The following is a 15,080-nucleotide window of genomic DNA, read 5'->3' as shown; positions in this document are numbered from 1 at the left end:
TCAGGCTTGCGTAAGCCACTCCAGGTCTTGGCCAATGCCGCGACGCCAGCCGGATTCGGTTGGGTCGCGAAGTAGGCGCCGTTGATGGCGCCGACCGACGAGCCGACCACCAGATCGAAACGCACGCCTGCCTCGATCAACGCCTGCAACATGCCGACCTGAACCGCACCGAGGCTACCGCCGCCGGCAAGGACCCGCGCAGTGAAGAAGCTCATGTGCGGCCTCCTGCATCAGTGCATGACGTTCAGCGACCAGTCGTAATCGAGATAGCCAAGACGGGTGCCCCGACGAATTCGTTGCTGTTCTGCCGGGTCATCGCTCAGCCAGTGTGCCCGTTCGGCCAGATAGCGATCGACCGAACCGGCCTGGCGGACAAAATCCTCGCTGTACCAGTCGAAAATCTTCGAGACCAGCAGGCGGTTAGCGGGTCTGTCGAAGCGGTTACGCTGCCGGTCCCTCAGGAACCGCCTAAGGCTGTCTTCCAGCTGTTCGTCGAGTTGTTCTGCCACCAAGGCCTGTGGCCGCAGCGCCGGACAGCCGATCGAGGCACAGTTGACCACGAAGTGGATGCGCGGCTCGTCGTACATGCCTCGCTCTCGAATGAGGCCGTGCTCAAGGTCGTCGAGGCTGAGGGTCTGTCCCAGCAGCGCAATGAAGCGGCGCTTCCAGGGCGAGCTGAACAGGCCGCCGATCTCCTTGATCGAGGCCAGCGGGTAATGGTCGAGAATCAACTGCACGGTGAAGGCATTGTAGGCATTGATCAGGAAGGCCAGGCGCTGGCCGCGTGACCAGCCGGCGAATTGCACCTGGCTGACCGCGGATAACTGCGCAAGGTAGGCATCCAGAGCCGGACGCTGACCTGCGAGGGCCGGGTAGTCGACCTCGCTCGCCACCCCATCGCGGCTCCACTGCACGTGCCGTTCGAGCAGCGCGTTCCAGGCGCCATGGCGGTGATCGAAGGACTCCGCCTGCACGGTGCCGCTCAGCACCAGTAATGCCCACAGCAACAGCGTTCTCATCAGCGATCCTCCGAGGCAGGAGGCTGGGCTGGCATCTTTACCAGCCGGGCCTTGCCCGCGTACAGACGCGCGAGCTTGGGCGGAGGTATGCCGAGCATGAAGCCGATCGCCAGCAGGCGATTGCGACAGGAACGGCGCCACCAGCCGTCGCGCTGCCAGCGGCGGGGGCTGACCCTGAGCCCCTGTTGCACGCGACGGAAAGTACCCGGTTTGCGGAGTTCTTCGACCAGCGGGACTTCTTCGAACAATGGCCAAGGGGCGTGCTGGCCAACTGCGAAATAGGCGCGGCGCTGGACGAACAGACCCTGGTCGCCATAGGGCACGCCAACCCGGTTACGCCAAGCCACCAGGCGCTCAAGCAGGCGCCCCTGCCAACAGCCGGCCCCGCTGAAACGGAAGGCGAAATAGCCACCCGCCGCGCCTTCGCTAATGGCCTGGTGCAGCGCTTGCAATGGCTGACCGTCCAGCTCGGCGTCGGCGTGGAGAAACCAGAGGATTCCGTGCTCGGCAAGCGCAGCACCCTGACGCAACTGTTCGCCCCGGCACGGCGCAGCGGTCATCCAGAGCGCGCCGTGATTGCGGCAGAGCATTCGGCATTGTTCACTGGCCGCAGCATCGACGACGATGATCTGCAGCTGCGCTTCGGACTGCCGTTCGGCCTCACGAAGCTGGCCGAGCAGATGCTCCAGCGGCTGCTCGTCGTGGAAGCAGGGGATGACGATACTGATTGCCAGCTCTGTTTTCATACGGGCGCTTCCTGGCAAAGCCTGGCCATGACCTGGCGCAGGCGAAGCCTGGCCGGGCGTTGGTCATCGGCCAGTTCGACCAACGCACGGTTCAGGTCCCTCGGCTCGTCGATGTCAAAGCTCTCACCGCAGATGCTCACGGAGTGACCAGCCTGACGGCAGGCTGCCGCGAGTGCCTGGCCGAGCTCATCAGTACTCCAAGGCAACCCGGCGAGATCCGGCCAGGGTCGGTTCGAAGCCATCAGAACCACGCCGCCATCGCTGGCAGCGATCAACACCGTGTCTGCTTCTCGCAAGGCGGTACATGCCCGTTGGTAGTCCTCCAGACGAAGCGCCGGCGCGTCGCTGCCGATGAACACCAGGCGCCGATGGCCGGCGCCACGCAGCACCTGATCCAGCGTGTTCAGGCGCTCGCCGAGGTTGCCGCAGGGCTGAGGCACACACTGCGCGTGCGGGACCAATGCGCTTGCCCAGCCGAAATGCTCGGACGAATCCGGCGCAATGACCCTTGGGCCGTTCCAGCTGTGCAGATCTTCCAGCGCGCAACCGAGCAGGTGCTCGGCAATCTGCAAGGCTTTGCGCTCGCCAATCCTGGCTGCCAGCCGTTGCTTACCGTGGCCAAGCAACGGGCGTTTGCACACCAGGACGAGGGTGGCGGTAAGCGTGGCATCGACTTCAGCAAGCATCGTTCAGACTCATGCGTTGTGGCTGGAACCTTGCGGTCGGCTCGCTGGCTGTGAAAGTCGCGACTGCCTCTTCATGCGTTGGAGAAAGGCGAACGCTCTTTGTTACAGTCTTTCGCCCGCTCATTCGGTCTGCCGGCGCACCTTGTCGAGGATGACCTGGGTATCGACCGGAGCAGCGTCCGGAGGCAGCTGTCGAAGCACGTCGGCGGTGAGTTGCAGCTGCTTGATGTAGCGTCGGCAACGCGTGCACATGCTCAGATGCATCAGCACCGCCATGCGTGTGGTTAGCCGCAGGTGGTTGTCGATGATGTCCGAGCCCAGCTCCGACATTTCCTTGCAAGTCAGCATGTGCCCACCTCCTCGAAGTGGTTGAGCATGGCGTGCATGCGTTGGCGTCCCCGATGCAGCAGAACTCGAATGTTGCCTTCGCTAAGTCCGGTTGCCTCAGCAATCTCGGTGAATTCGAGGCCTCCCAGTTCACGCATCAGCACTACGCCTTGCTGGTCGCCGGGCAAACGATGCAGATGCTTGCGTATGCACTCCTGCAGTTCGGCTTCGGTCAGCAGGGCCTCGGGCGTGTCGTAGTGCCACTGCGCAGGCGGGTGGCTCCAGCTGCCTTTGTCGTTGAAGCTGGAGGCAATGGGCGAGCCACTGTCGGTGCCCCAGCCTTCCAGGGATACTTCACGCTTGTACTTGCGCAGCAAGGCATGCGCCTCGTTGAGGGCGATACGCGCCAGCCAGGTGCGTAATCGTGACCGGCTCTCGAACGTGTCGATGGCGGCAAATGCCTTCATCCAGGTTTCCTGAGCGACATCGTCGGCCAGCCCCTTCCCTACCAGAGGGACGGCCATGGCCACCAGAAACCGATGATGGGTGCGAATGACTGCATCGCAGGCGGCCCCGTCTTTTTCTCGCAATCGCCTGACCAGTTCCCGCTCATCATCCATTCCAGGTCTCCATCTGTCGTTGGGCGAGATGCAGGTTGATGAAGCCGCGATCGAGGCGGTCCTTCCATCTACCCACTGGTGCCTCTTCACACGTCTCGTACGTTGAAGTACAGCCCCTCTGCAACAGCAGGTCGAATTCGCCGCTCACGACAGTTTCCCGCTGGGCTTGAACTGCGGATCTGTCTTGCCACGGCCCAGGCGCCAGTGATGGAAGCGGGACAGCCAATGCAGCACCGAAGCCGGCGCATGCGCGCGTTTCCATTCGCCGGCCGCGTACTTGTTGGCTTCTGCCAGGGTCGGGTAGATGTGGATGGTGCCGAGGATCTTGTTCAGGCCCAGGCCATGCTTCATCGCCGTGACGTATTCGGTGATCAGGTCGCCGGCGTGCTCGCCGACGATGGTTGCCCCGAGAATGCGGTCCTTGCCGGGCACGGTCAGCACCTTGATGTAGCCATGGGCCGCCTCGTCGGCAATCGCGCGATCGAGGTCCTCGATGCCGAAGCGGGTCACTTCATAGGCAATGCCACGGGCCTTGGCGTCCTGCTCGTTGAGACCGACGTGGGCGACCTCGGGATCGGTGAAGGTGGCCCAGGGGATCACCCGGTAGTCCACCTTGAAGCGCTTCAGCCCGCCGAACAGCCCGTTCACGGCGGCATACCAGGCCTGGTGCGCAGCGACGTGGGTGAATTGATAGGGTCCGGTGACGTCGCCCACCGCAAAAATGTTGGGAAAGCGCGTGGCCAGCCAGTCATCGCTGGTCAGGGTGCCGTTGTCGCGCAGCTCCAGCCCCAGCGCTTCGGCACCGAAACCCTTGACGTTGGCGACGCGCCCCAGCGCCAGCAGCACCTGATCGAAGGCGATGGTTACCTCGCAATGATCGATGAGATTCGTGCAGACGAGCTGCCGCTGGCCGTCGACGACCTCGAAGCGTGTGGCCTCATGTTGCAGGTGCACGTCCACCCCATCGGCCTGCAGGCCTGCAAGCACCGCCGCGCCGGCTTCGGCGTCCTCGCGGGGCAACAGGCGTGAGTTGCGCTGCACCAGCGTGACTGCGCAACCGAGCCGCTGGAATGCCTGGGCCAGTTCGCAGCCTATAGGCCCGCCGCCGAGCACCAGCAGGCGACCGGGTTGCTCGCGCAGCGTCCAGACGGTATCTGAGGTCAGCGGTGCGACCTGTTCGATGCCGGGTATCTCCGGTACCAATGGTGCGGCTCCGGTGGCAATGACGATGGCCCGGGTACTCAGGCTTTGACCATTGACCTCCACCGTCCACGGCGAGGTGATTCGCGCTTCACCCTCGATGACCTCCACGCCCAGGTCGGTATAGCGCTCGACCGAGTCGTGCGGCTCCACCGTGGCCACTACGCGTTGCACGCGCTGCATGACTGCAGCGAAATCCACCTCTCCGCCGACTGACCTGAAACCCAGTTGCTCGGCCTTCTTCATCTCGTTGGCCAGCCTGGCCGAGCGGATCAGCGCCTTGGAGGGCACGCAGCCGGTGTTGAGGCAATCGCCGCCCATCCTGTGCTTTTCGATCAGGGTGACCCTGGCCTTTACCGCTGCTGCGATATAGGCGCTGACCAAGCCACCGGAGCCGGCACCTATCACCACCAGATTACGGTCGAACTGCTTGGGCTTTACCCAGCCGGCATAGACCTTGCGCGCCTTGAACCAGCTCAGCGCCCGGCGTGACAGGAGCGGCAGCAGACCGAGCAGGACGAAGGCGCCGATCAGCCCTGGCGAGAGGATCCCTGCCAGCGACTCCAGCTCGCCCAACTCGCGTCCGGCGTTCACGTAGACCAGGGTTCCGGGCAGCATGCCCAACTGGCTGACCCACCAGTAGGTGCGCACCGGCAGCCGGGTCAGGCCCATGGCCAGATTGATCAGAAAAAACGGGAACACCGGCACCAGACGCAGGGCAAACAGGTAAGTGGCGCCTTCGCGGGCGATGCCTTGGTCGATCCCGGCCAGGCGCTGGCCGAAGCGCGCCTGGACCCAGCCACGCAGCAGGTAGCGGCTGCTCAGCATGGCGAGGGTGGCGCCGAGGGTAGAGGCGAAAGACGCCAGCAGGGTGCCGCCGAGCAGGCCGAACAACGCGCCGCCTACCAGGGTCATCAAGGCGGCGCCCGGCAACGACAGCGCGGTGACCAGCACGTAGCTCAGGAAGAACAGCCCGCCCGCCAACCACGGGTTAGCCGAAACCTGTGCATCTAGCGCTGCATGTCGTGCCTTGAGGCTGGCCAGATCGAGATACTGGCCCAGATCGAAGAGAAAGAAACCCGTTACCAGCAACAGGATGACGACCAGCAGGGTCAACTTGCGCTTGTCCATGGCAGCGATTCCTTAGTGGTTGTCCAGGGCGCCGCCACAGCTCGAACCCTGCCCGGCGGTGCAGGCGTAGCAGTGGTCGCGGGTGACGATGGGGTTGCCGTCCAGGCTCGCCGAGCCCAGCAGGTCGCGCAGGTGCGGTCGGGCGCGGCCGATCAGCTCCGGCATGGCCATGGGCAGGTCGAGCATCTGGTTGAAATCACAATCGTAGAGATAGCCCTGCCAGTCGACGCTGATCAGGCTGCGGCACATCACGGCTGCGAGATTTTGCGGGCGATAGCTTTCGCGCAGCAGCTGCATGTAGTTGTTGAACTGACCCTTGCTGACCAACGTGCTGCCGAAGCGTGAAATCGGCTGGTTGGTGATGGTCAGCAGGTGGTTGAAGTGAATGCCGAAGTCATCGGCCAGATGGGTCTTGTAGTCGGCTTCGAGCTGCGCCTGGGGCGGCGGCAGACTAGGCCCCTGCGGGTTGTACACGAGGTTGAGGATCAGCCCGTTGCCGTCTGCACCGTAGCCGAGCTGGTTGAGCTTTCCAAGCCCAGCGATGCTGGCCTCGAACACTCCATCGCCGCGCTGTCGATCGACATTCTCCCGGGAATAACAGGGCAGCGATGCGGTCACCTCCACGCCTTGCTCGGCGAGAAACGCGGCCAGGTCTTCGTGGCCCGGTTCGCCAAGAATGGTCAGGTTGCAGCGGTCGATGACCCGCAAACCTGACTGCCGTGCGTGCCTGACGAGCTCCCGGAAGCGTGGGTGCATTTCCGGAGCGCCGCCGGTCAGGTCCAGGGTCTGTACCCGATGGGCATCGATGACGTCATGCAGGAGCGCCAGGCTCTCGTCAGTCATGGCCTCGCTGCGGGTCGGCCCGGCGTTCACATGGCAGTGCAGGCAGCGCTGGTTGCAACGGTAGGTGAGGTTGATCTGCAGCGCCTCCAACCGACCGCGACGAATGGCGGGAAAGTTGAGCGCATTGAGGAGGGGCAGGGTGGCATGCATGGTTTCGCTACTCTGGTTGGCCTGCCCCTTGGAGGCACGAGACTACGCGGTGTTACAGCGTGTCGGTACCGAGATGAGCGGGCAATTCGTCGAGGCTGCGTAGGGTGATGTCTGGTTCCACGCCCCAAGGGTCGAACTGAGTGGCCGGATCGCGACGCAGCCAGGCGGTACGCAGTCCAGCATGCGCGGCGCCCAGCACATCAAAGGGATTGCCCGAAACCAGGCAGATGCGTTCAGCAGGCTCGGCGCAAACCTGACCCAGGTGGGTGTACACCTCAGGGGCCGGCTTGAAGGTGCGCACGGCCTCCACGCTTACCACCGCGCAAAAGACGTCATGAATGCCGGCGCGTTGCAGCAACCGCTCCACGGCGTCCTGGCTACCGTTGGAAAATGCGTATAGCCGCCGCCCGCTGTCGCGCAGCTTGTGCAGGGCTGTTTGTGCGTCGGGAAACGCGTCCAGGTCGGCGTAGGCCTGCATCAGGCGTTCAATGGTGGCCTCGTCAAAGCTCAGGCCGTTTTCACGGCTGGCATAGACCAGGGCGTCTCGGGTGCAAATCGAGAAATCGCGATAATCGCGCATCAAACCGCGGCGAAAGCTGTACTCGAGCTGCTTTTGCCGCCATAGCCGTGATACGGCCTCGGCCCGTTCGCCTGCCTCCGCAGTGAGCTTGCCCAGGACCGCCTGGGTATCAATCAAGGTTCCGTAGATGTCGAAGGCTACCGCATTGATCATGAGAGTCTCCTTGCTTGAGGTGTTCGAGGTGGTCATCTCAGGCTGGCCATCATCGTCTCGATGACGAAGAGCAAATCCTGTCGCGCAAGACCCGATTTGGCCTGCGTACGCAGGCCACTCATGGTGCAGTGCATGTACAGCGCTAGCGCGGCAGGGGAGCGCTCGGCAGAAATCTCACCGCAGGCCTGTGCCTGAGCGAAGGCCTGTTCAAACACATCCCTGAAACGACGGATGGCGAGCTGGACGAGGCGCATCACGGTCGGGTTGCTGGTTGAAAATTCGTTGGCGACATTGACCAGCATGCAGCCACGCGGTCTGTCGCAACCGAAGTCGTCGAGCACTGAGAGCAGACATTCGTGGATAAAGACTAGCGCAGAGGGGCTTTGTGCGAGGCGCTCGTGCATGCGCGTGGCGCGGCCATCGAAATAGCGAGTGAAGGCTGCTTCGAACAGGCGCTGCTTGCTACCGAAACACTCGTACAGGCTGCTTTTCGATAGCCCAGTCGCATCGAGCAGGTCCTGCAGGCTGGTGGCCTCATAGCCCTGCGTCCAGAACGCCTGCATGGCATTTTCCAGGGCGAGGTCGGGGTCGAAGTTTCGGGGGCGTCCGCGGTTCATGCATTGCATTATGGACTGATCGTTACGTATTTCAAGGTTGGCCGTTGTGGTCATTGTTTCCTTTGGATCTACGCTGTGGCGGCGGAGGCCGGCTCGGCACGACTATTGTTTCCAAACATTCTGAACCTACTGGTCCAAAAGATGTTGAAGGTGGAGCTTGCCAGGAGGCGATTGTCGTTATCAATCATTAACCTGAAGTACTGGCCGACTTCACACGCACCCTGTTTCATACGCGTGGCCTACCGTCGCGAGCGGCTACAGAGGCATTTCTCGCCGCCGGACTCAGCGAGCGGCAGGTGCTGGAACTCGTATTGGCGTTGGCGGTAAAGACGCTCAGCAACTACGCCAACCATCTGTTTCATACCCCGCTGGATCCCATGTTTGCCAGCCGCGCCTGGCAGCAGGAATGATCGTCCGTGGCGTCTGGTGGCAGGGCGGGCCTTCAGCCCGTCCTGCTGCTGTCGCGACGCGCCAGCATCAGGGCGATGGTCGGCAACAGCAGCCACTGCAGCAGCGGCGAGACGCCCAGCCCCAGCAGCGGCGTTAGCGGCATCCACTCCGAATAGGCCCAGCTCAGCCGCACGCTGGTATTTACCCATTCGCTGAAAGCGGTGTAGGCGACGCCGAGGCCGATGGTGCATAGGGCTATGGAAGACCAATGCCAGCGCTCGGTCGGGCCTGCGCGCAGGATGATCAAGGCGCTCAGCAGCGTGAGTACGCCTATCAGCAGGTCCCCCAGGGTGCAATGCAGCACCGCATAGGCCATGTAAGAGACGGGCGCTTCGTACCAGAGGGTATAGAGCGGTAGCTGCGCGATTTCCCAGAGCAGGTTGAGCGGCCCGAAGAACAGCAGGTAGCGCAGCACGAAACGCCAGGCGCGCTTATCGAGATACCAATGCGATGGCGCCTCCCACGACTTCATCGATGCGATCCTCGTTGCGTGCTGGAGCTGTTGAGAGTGGCGCACGTTGTGCTCGCCGTGGGCATGGTTCGTGATGCTGCTCATTCAAGTTGAGTTGGGCGAAGGGTAGGGGCTTTTTTTAGACCGCAGCAGCAGATCGCCTTGGTGCGTGAGATGTCGGCCTACCAGGTGGCTCTCTCGCATTGCCTGCAGCAACCGCAGTCTTCAAAGCCAAGGTAAATGGACCTGTTACATCCGGCCCGAAAGCTATCGGCATGGTCGGCGAACCACGGAGCTACCCGCAGCTATACGTCAAGCGCATGTTCGCTTTCACCAGCCAGTCTTGGACATCCGATTCATGCGAGTCAAATCCTGAGGAGGATGAGGCCATGAACAGCTTGCTACGAACCGTTTTGCTAAGCGCTTCACTCATCGCAATGAGCGCGCAGGCAAACTCCAGCCTGGCATCCCGCACGCAACCGCACGGCTATCTGCCGATAGCAACGCCTGCCTGGCTGGAGCATGTGCCGGTCGAGCGATACGCCTATGGCATCAAGCTGGATACTGACAAGGTGCTGCGTGTTTCGGATGTAGCAAGCGTCTGCGGGCCTGTGGACGCTACCCTGCATTATCGAGATAGCGCAGGCGAACTGCGTGCTTTGCGCTACCGCGCTATGGGTGGAGGCTGCAGCGGTCATTGAGCGCCCTATCCTCGGCAAGGCGTCTGGATAAGCCTTGCCGAGGATCATGGCGGGAACGCTTCCGCTACCGTACTAGCCCGGATCAACCGGCTGGAGCGGGAGAAAGCGATATCAGACATGATGTTTTGACCTGCCCGCCTGAATGTGGCTCTACTTAAGGGGTTATACCCATCCAACGGTAACCCCACGATCGTTGAGGATGGGCTGGTCAAAACATGATGTCTAGGAAGAACTGGAGACCGTTTTATGTTCGCTCTCGATGCTCGCCTGAAGCAAGACACACTAGCGCTGGGTGATTTTCCGTTATGCCGGTTGCTGTTGATGAACGACGCCAATTATCCCTGGTTCATTCTTGTACCTCGTCGCGAAGAGGTAAGTGAGCTGTTTCAGCTGGGTTCGGCAGATCAGCAGCTGTTGTGGCGAGAGGCGACAACATTGGCTGAGATGCTCAAAGACACTTTTGGCGCGGATAAGATGAACGTGGCGACGCTTGGCAACGTGGTGAGCCAGTTGCATGTGCATGTGATCGCTCGGCGTCGGGACGACTCGGCCTGGCCGGCCCCGGTCTGGGGCTTTCAGGCGGCCAAGCCTTACAGCGAAGCGCAGCTGACCGCCATCAAGCAGAAGTTGAAACTCGTGCTTACCGACGGCTTTCAGTTTGAGGAGGGCAGGTAATGGACCTGGAACAACGCATCACCGATTTGGAGGCACGCCTGGCTTTTCAGGACGATACTGTCCAGACCCTTAATGATGTGCTGGTCGCACAGCAGCGTACGGTCGACAGGCTGCAGGCGCAGCTAGGTATGCTCGCAAGGCGACAAGAAGATCTTCAAAGCAGGATGGAGGGCGAGGGAGATGAGGCGCGCCCGCCGCATTATTGATAAGGCGACGGGTGTATTGGCGGCAGGGGTGCTTTAGCACCCTGCGCTGAGATCAGCGGTTGAGTTGGTCGGCGACCACATCTTCTGCCTGGATGCCTTTATCACGCATCATGATCGTGAATTCGACGCGTTGGCCTTCAACCAGCACCCGATGACCTTCGCCTCGGATTGCCCGGAAGTGGACAAATACATCATCGCCACTGTCGCGGGAAATGAAGCCGAAACCCTTTGAGGTGTTGAACCACTTGACGGTACCCGTTTCGCGCCCGGTGGCCGGAGCGGCAGCATGACTAGCCTGGACCTTACGGGCCTTGCTAGCGCCACGGTCGGCGCCGGTGCTGGTGCTTTTCGTTTGGCTTGTTGCCAGTTGCAGCAAGACGGCAATGAAAGCGAGCATGAGACTGGCAAGCGTCGCCGGCTGGCCAGCGATGCTGGCGACAGGAATCAACACAATGGCCGCCTGGACGACGACTGCAGCGATCAGCAGCGCGGACGCGCCGAACAGAATCGGACAGCCGTGACCGTTAGTGTTCGGTTGGGTGGAGGCGGCGAACTGCACGTTCAGCAGTCCCAGAAGCAGCAGGCATAAGGCAGCAGGCTGGACCAGCAGAGGCATGGCGCCGGTTAGGCTGGGTACGAACGACAATATCAGGGCGGCTACGCCCGTTAACACATGAAGGATCTTAAGCATTCTTATGACTCACAGTTAAATAGCACGACAGAATGCGGCAGGCTGTAGGGCAAATGGAGACGCCGAGCGTGGGTGAAGCGATCACTCGTATTTGATGGTGCCCTGCCTGCGGCGCGCGCGAATTTAACAGCAAAGTGTGGCCACGCTCAATTCACTGCGGTTTAGGTGAGGGGTTGGGCGGAGCGAGGCGAGTCAGGTCTGGCTTGTCAGGGTCCAGTTTGCGCCAGATGGGACGGCGAGATAGCCGCGAATGCAGCTATCTCGTTCGTAAGCGAAGGCGCTGGCGCGCGGTCAGGCAGCCAGCAGGCTGCGCAGCATCCAGGCGGTCTTCTCATGGATCTGCATGCGCTGGGTCAACAGGTCAGCGGTGGGCTCGTCGCTGACTTTTTCCAGCAGCGGGAAAATGCCACGTGCTGTACGGACTACGGCTTCCTGGCCTTCGACCAGAAGTTTAATCATCTCTTCAGCGGTCGGAATTCCCTCCTGCTCCTTGATCGACGAAAGCTTGGCGTAAGCCGCATAGGTGCCTGGCGCCGGAAAGCCCAGTGCGCGGATCCGCTCGGCAATGTCATCCACAGCCAGCGCCAGTTCGGTGTACTGGGTCTCGAACATCGTGTGCAGGGTGTTGAACATCGGTCCTGTCACGTTCCAGTGGAAGTTGTGGGTCTTCAGATACAGGGTGTAGGTATCGGCCAGCAGGCGGGACAAACCGTCTGCAATAGCGGCGCGATCCTGTTCGGCAATACCAATGTCGATTTCCATGGTTTTCTCCCGTTTGGTGAATTCGCTGATCTTTATGCCAGAAATAGAGTGTCTTTGGTGAACTGCTGCGCTGGCAGCGCGATATAGGGGTTTGAAGCCTCAAAGACGGATTCGGTTCAAAATGGATGGTTATTGGCACGATTGCTTGACCCTATCGGCAGCCGGCTGCGTTGAAATGATTATGCAGATATAATCCCGCGCTTGTGTCGGGCGGCTCGTTGTTGCCGTGCGAGGAAGCGCTGCGGTGCTGGTGCTTGATCCTTCCATTGCCGACGATTGATATTCCAGGCGGGCGCCACTAGGCAGCCGCCTGCACAGTCGCGATTCAAGCGACCCAACGAATTTCCAAGATGCGAGAAGCGAACCTCACCATGATGCGCAGCCACTATTGCGGCCAGTTGAACGAAAGCCTGGACGGCCAGGAAATCACTCTTTGCGGCTGGGTTCACCGTCGCCGTGACCACGGCGGGGTCATCTTTCTGGATGTGCGTGACCGCGAGGGCCTGGCTCAGGTCGTGTTCGATCCCGACCGTGCCGAGACTTTCGCTGCTGCAGACAAGGTGCGCAGCGAATACGTAATCAGGATTACCGGCAAGGTGCGCCTGCGCCCGGCCGGTGCGGTCAACCCGAACATGACATCCGGCGCCATCGAAGTATTGGGTTACGAACTCGAAGTTCTGAACGAGGCGGAAACCCCGCCATTCCCCCTCAATGAATACAGTGACGTAGGTGAGGAAACTCGCCTACGCTATCGTTTCATCGACCTTCGTCGTCCGGAAATGGCCGAGAAGCTCAAGCTGCGCTCGAGAATCACTGCCAGCATCCGCCGCTACCTAGACGAAAATGGCTTTCTCGACGTTGAAACGCCTATTCTCGGGCGTCCGACTCCTGAGGGTGCGCGTGATTACCTGGTGCCTAGCCGTACCCATGCCGGTAGCTTCTTCGCGCTGCCCCAGTCGCCGCAGCTGTTCAAGCAGCTGCTGATGGTTGCGGGTTTCGACCGTTACTACCAGATCGCCAAGTGTTTCCGTGACGAGGACCTTCGCGCCGATCGTCAGCCGGAATTCACCCAGATCGACATCGAAACCAGCTTTCTCGAAGAATCCGACATCATCGGAATCAGCGAGGGCATGGTGCGCAAACTGTTCAAGGAAGTGCTGGACGTCGAGTTCGGCGAGTTCCCGCACATGCCGTTCGAAGAAGCCATGCGTCGTTATGGCTCGGACAAGCCGGACTTGCGTATCCCGCTGGAATTGGTCGACGTTGCCGATCAGCTGCAGCAGGTCGAGTTCAAGGTATTCAGCGGGCCGGCGAACGATCCCAAGTGCCGTGTCGCCGCGCTGCGCGTCCCGGGCGGGGCGAGCATGCCGCGCAAGCAGATCGACGACTACACCCAGTTCGTCGGCATCTACGGTGCCAAGGGTCTGGCGTACATTAAGGTTAACGAGCGCGCTAAAGGCGTAGAGGGACTGCAGTCTCCGATCGTGAAGAACATTCCGGAAGACAAGCTAAACGTGATCCTTGATCGCGTTGGTGCCGTTGACGGGGACATCGTCTTCTTTGGTGCGGATAAGGCCAAGATCGTATCCGAGGCGCTGGGTGCGCTGCGCATCAAGCTTGGCCATGACCTGAAGCTGTTGACCTGCGAGTGGGCGCCGATGTGGGTCGTCGACTTCCCGATGTTCGAGGAGAACGATGACGGCTCGCTCAGCGCGCTGCATCATCCGTTCACCGCACCCAAGTGCACGCCGAAGGAGCTGGAAGCCAACCCGGCGGGTGCGCTGTCGCGTGCGTACGACATGGTTCTTAACGGAACCGAGTTGGGTGGTGGTTCGATCCGTATTCACCACAAGGAAATGCAGCAGACCGTGTTCCGCATTCTGGGTATCGACGAGGCAGAACAGGACGAAAAGTTTGGCTTCCTGCTCGATGCGCTCAAATTCGGCGCGCCGCCACATGGCGGTCTGGCGTTCGGCCTCGATCGCCTGGTGATGCTGATGGCCGGCGCACAGTCGATTCGTGAAGTCATAGCTTTCCCGAAAACACAGAGCGCCGCAGACGTCATGACCCAGGCACCGGGTGCGGTGGATGGCAAGGCGTTGCGTGAGTTGCACATTCGCCTGCGTGAGCAGCCGAAAGCCGAATGACGGCACAAGAGCCCAGGGAAGCCTGGCTCTTGGTTTCAGCACGATGAAAAGTTGATCGCAAAGGGAGGCAGTTAATGGCTGGTCATTCCAAATGGGCCAACATCAAGCACCGCAAGGGGCGTCAGGACGCCAAGCGCGGTAAGATCTTCACCAAGCTCATTCGCGAGCTGACGGTTGCCGCGAAGAGCGGGCCTGTTCCTGCAGACAATCCGCGCCTGCGGTTGGCGGTGGATAAAGCCTTGGTGGCGAATATGTCGCGGGATGTCATCGATCGTGCCATTGCGCGCGGCGCTGGCAACAATGAGGCCGACAACGTCGTCGAGTTGACCTATGAAGGCTATGCGCCTAGCGGGGTCGCCATCATTGTCGAGGCCATGACTGATAACCGTAACCGTACAGCTGCAGAAGTACGTCATGCCTTCAGCAGGCATGGCGGCAACCTTGGTACGGATGGCTCGGTTGCCTACATGTTCGATCGCAAAGGGCAGATCAGCTTTGCGGCGGGTGTAGAGGAGGACGCTCTAATGGAGGCCGCACTCGAAGCCGGCGCCGATGACGTGGAAATGGGCGACGACGGCTCGGCTCTAGTATCAACCAGCTTCACGGATTTCCATGCCGTCAACGAGGCACTGGTTGCCGCCGGCTTCAAAGGTGAGGAAGCAGATATTGCGATGATTCCTTCGATCTCCGCGCCGCTCACCGACCTGGAGACCGCACAGAAGGTGCTGTGCCTGATCGATGCGCTGGAGGATCTCGATGACGTGCAGAACGTCTACCATAACGCCGAGATTCCGGATGAAATCATGGAGCAGCTGGACTGATCCGTTGCGTTGAGCTGAGAGCCGGAAGTCACCGAGCGTGCTTCCGGCTTTTTTTTGTTGGCGCCGAGCTTGGCGTCCCGTTATGTCGCTGGTCGCCGCGACGG

At 61.1% G+C, this 15,080-nt stretch carries 18 protein-coding genes; 5 read left to right on the top strand and 13 right to left on the bottom strand.

Translation table 11 applies throughout. The features are described from left to right. The 11 genes from NA637_RS13445 to NA637_RS13395 form a co-directional block, all read right to left on the bottom strand. Nucleotides 1-215, bottom strand: a 215-nt coding sequence (locus tag NA637_RS13445) for a patatin-like phospholipase family protein (RefSeq protein ID WP_256072799.1), incomplete at its 3' end; no start/stop codon positions are given. Nucleotides 216-230: 15 nt separating this feature from the next. Beyond that, complete coding sequence (locus NA637_RS13440) at nt 231-1,019, bottom strand: DUF547 domain-containing protein (RefSeq protein ID WP_256072797.1); 789 nt, start codon at nt 1,017-1,019, stop codon at nt 231-233. Continuing rightward, entirely contained in the window at nt 1,019-1,765 is a 747-nt protein-coding gene (locus tag NA637_RS13435; RefSeq protein WP_256072795.1) for a glycosyltransferase, read from the bottom strand. The genes NA637_RS13440 and NA637_RS13435 overlap by 1 nt, the downstream gene beginning before the upstream one ends. Next, nucleotides 1,762-2,451: a TIGR04282 family arsenosugar biosynthesis glycosyltransferase gene (locus tag NA637_RS13430; RefSeq protein ID WP_256072793.1), complete on the bottom strand. Its 690-nt coding sequence runs from the start codon at nt 2,449-2,451 to the stop codon at nt 1,762-1,764. Before NA637_RS13430 ends, NA637_RS13435 begins: the two co-directional genes overlap by 4 nt. Before the next feature lie 120 nt (nt 2,452-2,571). Then, on the bottom strand, nt 2,572-2,799 hold the full coding sequence (locus tag NA637_RS13425) for an anti-sigma factor (protein WP_256072791.1): 228 nt from the start codon (nt 2,797-2,799) through the stop codon (nt 2,572-2,574). Then, nucleotides 2,793-3,398, bottom strand: a complete 606-nt coding sequence (locus NA637_RS13420; protein ID WP_256072790.1) for an RNA polymerase sigma factor — start codon at nt 3,396-3,398, stop codon at nt 2,793-2,795. The genes NA637_RS13425 and NA637_RS13420 overlap by 7 nt, the downstream gene beginning before the upstream one ends. Before the next feature lie 144 nt (nt 3,399-3,542). Further along, nucleotides 3,543-5,729, bottom strand: a complete 2,187-nt coding sequence (locus tag NA637_RS13415) for an FAD-dependent oxidoreductase (protein WP_256072789.1) — start codon at nt 5,727-5,729, stop codon at nt 3,543-3,545. Between the two features lie 12 nt (nt 5,730-5,741). Next, entirely contained in the window at nt 5,742-6,722 is a 981-nt protein-coding gene (gene arsS / locus NA637_RS13410) for an arsenosugar biosynthesis radical SAM (seleno)protein ArsS (RefSeq protein WP_256072788.1), read from the bottom strand. A gap of 52 nt (nt 6,723-6,774) precedes the next feature. Further along, nucleotides 6,775-7,455 carry a haloacid dehalogenase type II gene (locus NA637_RS13405; RefSeq protein ID WP_256072787.1) on the bottom strand — a complete coding sequence of 227 codons (681 nt, stop codon included), beginning with the start codon at nt 7,453-7,455 and terminating at the stop codon, nt 6,775-6,777. A 32-nt stretch (nt 7,456-7,487) separates the two neighbouring features. Beyond that, entirely contained in the window at nt 7,488-8,072 is a 585-nt protein-coding gene (locus tag NA637_RS13400; RefSeq protein ID WP_256072782.1) for a TetR/AcrR family transcriptional regulator, read from the bottom strand. Nucleotides 8,073-8,514: 442 nt separating this feature from the next. Next, nucleotides 8,515-8,994 carry a hypothetical protein gene (locus NA637_RS13395; protein ID WP_256072780.1) on the bottom strand — a complete coding sequence of 160 codons (480 nt, stop codon included), beginning with the start codon at nt 8,992-8,994 and terminating at the stop codon, nt 8,515-8,517. Nucleotides 8,995-9,362: 368 nt separating this feature from the next. Between NA637_RS13395 and NA637_RS13390 the strand changes: the two genes are divergently transcribed. The 3 genes from NA637_RS13390 to NA637_RS13380 all read left to right on the top strand — a co-directional run bounded on the left by NA637_RS13390 (nt 9,363) and on the right by NA637_RS13380 (nt 10,555). Next, the gene (locus tag NA637_RS13390; protein WP_256072778.1) at nt 9,363-9,674 is read left to right on the top strand and encodes a DUF2790 domain-containing protein; all 312 of its coding nucleotides are present in this window, start codon (nt 9,363-9,365) and stop codon (nt 9,672-9,674) included. Nucleotides 9,675-9,920: 246 nt separating this feature from the next. Next, nucleotides 9,921-10,349 carry an HIT family protein gene (locus NA637_RS13385; RefSeq protein ID WP_256072771.1) on the top strand — a complete coding sequence of 143 codons (429 nt, stop codon included), beginning with the start codon at nt 9,921-9,923 and terminating at the stop codon, nt 10,347-10,349. After that, the gene (locus tag NA637_RS13380) at nt 10,349-10,555 is read left to right on the top strand and encodes a SlyX family protein (protein ID WP_256072769.1); all 207 of its coding nucleotides are present in this window, start codon (nt 10,349-10,351) and stop codon (nt 10,553-10,555) included. The genes NA637_RS13385 and NA637_RS13380 overlap by 1 nt, the downstream gene beginning before the upstream one ends. A 52-nt stretch (nt 10,556-10,607) precedes the next feature. Here the strand turns inward: NA637_RS13380 and NA637_RS25410 are convergent, their stop codons facing one another. Beyond that, nucleotides 10,608-11,246, bottom strand: a complete 639-nt coding sequence (locus tag NA637_RS25410) for a cold-shock protein (protein ID WP_272889025.1) — start codon at nt 11,244-11,246, stop codon at nt 10,608-10,610. A 291-nt stretch (nt 11,247-11,537) separates the two neighbouring features. Next, nucleotides 11,538-12,008 (bottom strand): Dps family protein, encoded by a 471-nt coding sequence (locus NA637_RS13370; protein ID WP_256072767.1) that lies wholly within the window; start codon nt 12,006-12,008, stop codon nt 11,538-11,540. A gap of 371 nt (nt 12,009-12,379) precedes the next feature. On the opposite strand from NA637_RS13370, the gene aspS reads away from it, so the two are divergent. Continuing rightward, nucleotides 12,380-14,155, top strand: a complete 1,776-nt coding sequence (gene aspS / locus NA637_RS13365) for an aspartate--tRNA ligase (RefSeq protein ID WP_256072809.1) — start codon at nt 12,380-12,382, stop codon at nt 14,153-14,155. Between the two features lie 74 nt (nt 14,156-14,229). Further along, nucleotides 14,230-14,976 carry a YebC/PmpR family DNA-binding transcriptional regulator gene (locus NA637_RS13360; RefSeq protein ID WP_256072765.1) on the top strand — a complete coding sequence of 249 codons (747 nt, stop codon included), beginning with the start codon at nt 14,230-14,232 and terminating at the stop codon, nt 14,974-14,976. Nucleotides 14,977-15,080 lie beyond the last annotated feature (104 nt).

Source organism: Stutzerimonas stutzeri (genome assembly GCF_024448935.1).
Taxonomy (GTDB): Bacteria; Pseudomonadota; Gammaproteobacteria; order Pseudomonadales; family Pseudomonadaceae; genus Stutzerimonas; species Stutzerimonas stutzeri_AO.
The sequence above is the reverse complement of the archived record's forward strand: the minus strand, read 5'-3'. Positions and strand labels throughout refer to the sequence as shown.

Bases quoted from the DNA above. Each gene is read 5' to 3' on its own strand.
- NA637_RS13440 (WP_256072797.1), bottom strand. From the start codon at position 1,019: ATGAGAACGCTGTTGCTGTGGGCATTACTGGTGCTGAGCGGCACCGTG.
- NA637_RS13435 (WP_256072795.1), bottom strand. From the start codon at position 1,765: ATGAAAACAGAGCTGGCAATCAGTATCGTCATCCCCTGCTTCCACGAC.
- NA637_RS13430 (WP_256072793.1), bottom strand. From the start codon at position 2,451: ATGCTTGCTGAAGTCGATGCCACGCTTACCGCCACCCTCGTCCTGGTG.
- NA637_RS13425 (WP_256072791.1), bottom strand. From the start codon at position 2,799: ATGCTGACTTGCAAGGAAATGTCGGAGCTGGGCTCGGACATCATCGAC.
- NA637_RS13420 (WP_256072790.1), bottom strand. From the start codon at position 3,398: ATGGATGATGAGCGGGAACTGGTCAGGCGATTGCGAGAAAAAGACGGG.
- NA637_RS13415 (WP_256072789.1), bottom strand. From the start codon at position 5,729: ATGGACAAGCGCAAGTTGACCCTGCTGGTCGTCATCCTGTTGCTGGTA.
- arsS (WP_256072788.1), bottom strand. From the start codon at position 6,722: ATGCATGCCACCCTGCCCCTCCTCAATGCGCTCAACTTTCCCGCCATT.
- NA637_RS13405 (WP_256072787.1), bottom strand. From the start codon at position 7,455: ATGATCAATGCGGTAGCCTTCGACATCTACGGAACCTTGATTGATACC.
- NA637_RS13400 (WP_256072782.1), bottom strand. From the start codon at position 8,072: ATGAACCGCGGACGCCCCCGAAACTTCGACCCCGACCTCGCCCTGGAA.
- NA637_RS13395 (WP_256072780.1), bottom strand. From the start codon at position 8,994: ATGAAGTCGTGGGAGGCGCCATCGCATTGGTATCTCGATAAGCGCGCC.
- NA637_RS13390 (WP_256072778.1), top strand. From the start codon at position 9,363: ATGAACAGCTTGCTACGAACCGTTTTGCTAAGCGCTTCACTCATCGCA.
- NA637_RS13385 (WP_256072771.1), top strand. From the start codon at position 9,921: ATGTTCGCTCTCGATGCTCGCCTGAAGCAAGACACACTAGCGCTGGGT.
- NA637_RS13380 (WP_256072769.1), top strand. From the start codon at position 10,349: ATGGACCTGGAACAACGCATCACCGATTTGGAGGCACGCCTGGCTTTT.
- NA637_RS25410 (WP_272889025.1), bottom strand. From the start codon at position 11,246: ATGCTTAAGATCCTTCATGTGTTAACGGGCGTAGCCGCCCTGATATTG.
- NA637_RS13370 (WP_256072767.1), bottom strand. From the start codon at position 12,008: ATGGAAATCGACATTGGTATTGCCGAACAGGATCGCGCCGCTATTGCA.
- aspS (WP_256072809.1), top strand. From the start codon at position 12,380: ATGATGCGCAGCCACTATTGCGGCCAGTTGAACGAAAGCCTGGACGGC.
- NA637_RS13360 (WP_256072765.1), top strand. From the start codon at position 14,230: ATGGCTGGTCATTCCAAATGGGCCAACATCAAGCACCGCAAGGGGCGT.